This window comes from Saccharopolyspora sp. NPDC045839 (assembly GCF_056431645.1).
Genome location: NZ_JBWKKH010000073.1, coordinates 1 through 4,246 on the forward strand (window position 1 = coordinate 1; position 4,246 = coordinate 4,246).

The 4,246-nt window shown below is 64.7% G+C and carries 1 protein-coding gene; it reads left to right on the forward strand.

What is annotated here, in order from left to right; all coding sequences use genetic code 11:
- Positions 1-498 precede the first annotated feature (498 nt).
- The coding region (locus AC07EQ_RS43335; protein ID WP_478393608.1) for a hypothetical protein at positions 499-4,246 on the forward strand (3,748 nt) is incomplete at its 3' end.

Here is a 4,246-nt window from a genome sequence, read left to right on the forward strand (position 1 = left end):
GTCGAGGCGGTGGTGGTGCGGCTGCCGAAGACCGGGGCGTCCAGGTTGGACGGTCAGGCTTGGCATCTGAGTGTTGAGCGGGTGCGGGAGTCGGGGTTCCCGGACAACTTCGAGGATGCTGGCTCGAGGTACTTCCTGTATGCGGTAGGCGACGACGGTAGTGCGGTCACCGGCGATTTCCCGATCCGCAGCCTTGAGGGCGATCCTGGGGTGGGGTCGTCGTCTGGGCCTCGTGGTGGTGGGACGGGGCCGGGCGGGGTGAGTGTGCCGTCGGTTGAGCCGTTGGTTGAGCGGTCTGTGCGGGGATCGTTCGAAGGGCGGGTTGGCTCAAACGACGATGGGTTCCTCATCGAGGTCGAAGAGGCCCGTGCCGGGGAACCTGCGCCGGGCGTGGGTTCTGCCGCCGGGGATTCGGCGGTTGTCCGGTTGGGGCGGGAGCTGGACTGGGGCCGGGAGTATTCGCCTGACCGGCTGTGGGCTTTGCGTTCGCTTCGTTTCATGGTCGCCGATCGGGAGAACGTTGAGGAAGATGCCGTCACCGCTGATCAGGTCCGCGAGTTCGTCGAGTCCCGGCTAGGCCCGGGCCATGTTGGCACGCTGTTGTACCGGATTCAGACCGCCCGCGAGTTTCTCGGCGAGGTCAGCGAGATCAGCCGGTTGGAGGTCCGCCGTAGGCATTACGAAGCGGCGATTGCCGAAATCAGCACATTGCTGGGTGTCCGCGATCTGAACCGCGATGCCGTCGTCGAGGTCGCCAGGGGGATCGCGCGTGGGTTGGGGGTGCTCCGGCCCGAGTTGGCGACGTCGTTTGGCCAGCCGCCCGCCGCCGGCCGCGGAGAGGGCCGGGAGGCGCTGACGAGTGAAGACGGGATTTATGCTGCCGCAACGAAGCTGGACCCGCCGGGCTACAACGTCCTGAATGATGCGCAGAGGATTGTCGCCGAGACCAACCTGTTTGACACCCCGGTTGACCTGGAGCGGGTCGACGTCGGTGGTGAAGTCGGCGTGGGTTTCCCGTTCAACACGGTGTCTCGCCTCGTTGCCGAGCGGATCGCGAACAGTGGCTGGAGCAAGAAGGATCTGAAGCGGTTCGCCGCTGAACTGGGACGCGTTCTGGGCACCGAGAATCCGCGGTGGGTGGTGCGTAGGGAGCTGGAGAAGCTGAGGGGCGGCGCTGGTCCGGGCGACGGGAGTCATCGGGCTTCCGGCGCGCCAGCACAACTGGCCCCGGCGGCACAACGCCCCGGAAACGCACAACCGGCTCGGGCGGATGAGGTTTGGGGGGATGCGTTAAAAGACGCGTTCCTGGCGAATCCGAATGTGCTGGTGAAGCCGGAAACGTGGTTGGGTCGGGCTCGTCCTGTCGAGGCGCAGGGGTGGAGCGGGAACTCGCTCAGGAACTATCTGCGTTTTGCGCGGAGGGGCCTTGGTTCGGGTGCTGGCGCGGCGGGGTGGGTCGTGTCCCTGGATCGGGAGTACATGTTCGTTCCGAATGCTGCGGTATCGGATGCGGGGGTATCGGATGCTGCGGTATCGGATGGTGATGGTGGGGGGTTGGCGGGTGGTCGAAAGCGCTTGAACTGGGAAGCAGCGCTGGACCAGCCTTTCGTCAAGGTGTTGGCGGAGTTCGTCAAGGCGCCTCGGCGTTTCATTCCGGTGGCAGAGGTCGATGCGGTGCACCGTCGAAAGTCGCCCAGAGGTTCCGTGCAAATTGTCGCTGAGATCAATGGGTTGTTGCTGGCGAATGGTGCGGGTCATATCTTTGGCGTCTATGACGGCAAGCGGATTACGGGGTTCGTATATGCGTCGACTGGCAAGGAGGGGGATCGGTTGTTGTCGGTGGCCGAGATCCCGGATGTCGGTCGTACACAGTTGCAGCCCGAACACCGGCGGGGTGGGCTGGAGTTGCTGGTGGGTAACGACTGGCGGGCGTGGTTGAGTGCCGGTGCGGGGGAGTTGTTGACGGACCTGCAAGCTGACGTGCAGCTGAGGGTGGACGAGTCATCGACGCGGGCAGTGGAGGAACTGAACTCGGTCGGCGCCGTTGCGAGGGTGGGGGACCTGGTCGCGGCTGTTGGCGAGAACCTGCTGCTGCAGCCGGCCGGGAGTAAGGAGAAGGCGACGCTGACCAAGTTGGAGGAACCGGAGCTCGGTGAAAAGAACTACCGCGCGCAGCGGAAGGCGCGGAACAAGCGGGGGCAGGAGCAGCCGGAGGGGGCGCGCTTCGTCGAGCGGCAACGGCGTGCCGAGGAGAGCCCGGTGCAGTTGGAGTCGTTCAAACAGATCCGCGGGTCTTTCGCGACGCCGGCGGAGAGGATGGAGGCGTTCTATGAGGTGAATCCGGGCCGCCCCGTTCCTGCGCGCATTCTGAAGCAGGTGGGGTGGCCGGAACGGCCGCTAGACAATCCCATCAGCCAGAGTGGTTTCGACTACTGGCACCTTCGTCTCCACAAGCGTTTGGGTGGCGGAAGCTTCGAGGGGTCGAGTGCCTGGATTGTCACCGAGAAACGTGGTGACGAGACGGCTTATCTGTATGTGCCCAAGATGCCGATGGCCGATATCGGTGGGCGAACGGGGCACCGGTTCGCCGCGGCCGATTGGGGGAAATTGTTAGACGCAGGCAAGTTGGCGATGCTGCTTTTATTCGCGCGGGATCCGATGCGGAAGTTCTCTCGTACTGATGTTTGGAATGAAATCTGGGGGCCGGGCTCCGACGTCAGGGAGGACCAAGTTCGTAGCACAATCTCGGAACTCAACCTAGTGTTGAGGCGGCATGGTGCCGGGATCATTGTTTCGCACACGCCCCGAAAAGGGGGTGGTGAGGGTTCGTGGTGGTATACGACGACCGGTGCGCCAGGGGATCGGCTGGTTGATAAGTCCTCGATCGAAGGTCTGGTGAGTAGGGTGCTGCCGCGCGGGCGTTCGGTGCGGGCTGCGGGGTTGTTGATGAAGACGTCTGGGTGGTGGGGGTGGTTGAGGCGCGATGAGTTCGATGTGATGCGTGCGCTGATGGCTTCTCAGTCGGGTGCGTGGTTGGAGCTTGATGTTTTCGCGGACGCCAAGGGCACGATCTCGGCAAACGAACTGAAGCAGTGGACCGCGCAGTTGAATGCGGTCCTGGCACCCCGGCCCGATCCGGAGGTGCCGGGAGGGGAATCGGTGAGTTCGGGTCGGGTTGAGTTTGACCCCGAGCTGGGGATGATGTTCGTTCCGGGTGAGGGTGCGGTGGAGTTGGAGGAGGCGGGGGATTCGTGGGTGGGGGGTGTGTGGACCAGGGCGCAGGTGTTGTCGGCGGTGTCGGTGTTGGAGCCGCCGGGCAGTGGTGAGGAGTGGAGTGAGATTTGGGGCGAGTTGGGTCCGCCGGACGAGTTGGACGCCTTGGCGGGTGAGGATGGGGCGGTCTTTGAGGGTGTAAGGCGGGTGGTGTTGCTTCGGGCTGGGTGGGGCGAGGCCGCTGCGGTGGTGTTCAAAGAGATCCTGACTGGTTTGTTGGCTGAGCAGCCGGCCGTGGGGGCATCGTCACAGGCGCTGGAAGCGGAATCGCCACAGACGCAGGAACAGGAACAGGCGCTGGACGCCGCGTCCAATGCCGACGGTAGTCCGGGCGCCTTTGAAGGCGACGGCGACGGGTTCCTGAGGTTCTTGGAGGAACTGGACGCCGACGACGTCGTCGAGGGCTTCGAGTTTGACGTTGAGGGCTACGAGTTTTCCGGTGACTCGGGGGATGTGCCGCGTAATGGGGATGTGCCGCGTAATAAGGGCAAGGGGGTTGCTCCTGCGCAGGCACCGGGTTCCGAGCGCGGAGAGTCGACGGCCGGTGCAAGACAAGAGCTTGAAGGCGACAGCCAGTCCGGGTCGCGGGGCGGCGATGGGGTTTTGCCCTCGGCAGGCGGCGTCAGGGAAGGCGGCGGGCCGTCGGTGGCGAGTGGGGATCGGGAGAATAAGCGGTCGGCGTCTGGTGTGGTGGGTTCTCTGGCGAAGCGGCCGCGGCGTGTTGAGGGTGTGGGGTCCGGTTCTGGTGCGGGGTTTGGTGGGTTGGTGTGGTCGCCGGAGCGTGTGGTGGCCGTGGTGGGTGGGTTGGATGTGGCTGAGCGGGCGTTTGTTGCGGGTGGGTTCGGGGCGGATGGGGATGTGGCGTTGGCGAGGGAGCGTGTGGCGTCGGCGCGGGAGGTGGGCGCGGAGGTGGAGGGTGTTTTTGCGCGTCTGCCTGAAAATGTGGGGAAGGCGGTGGATCGGTTTGTGGGTT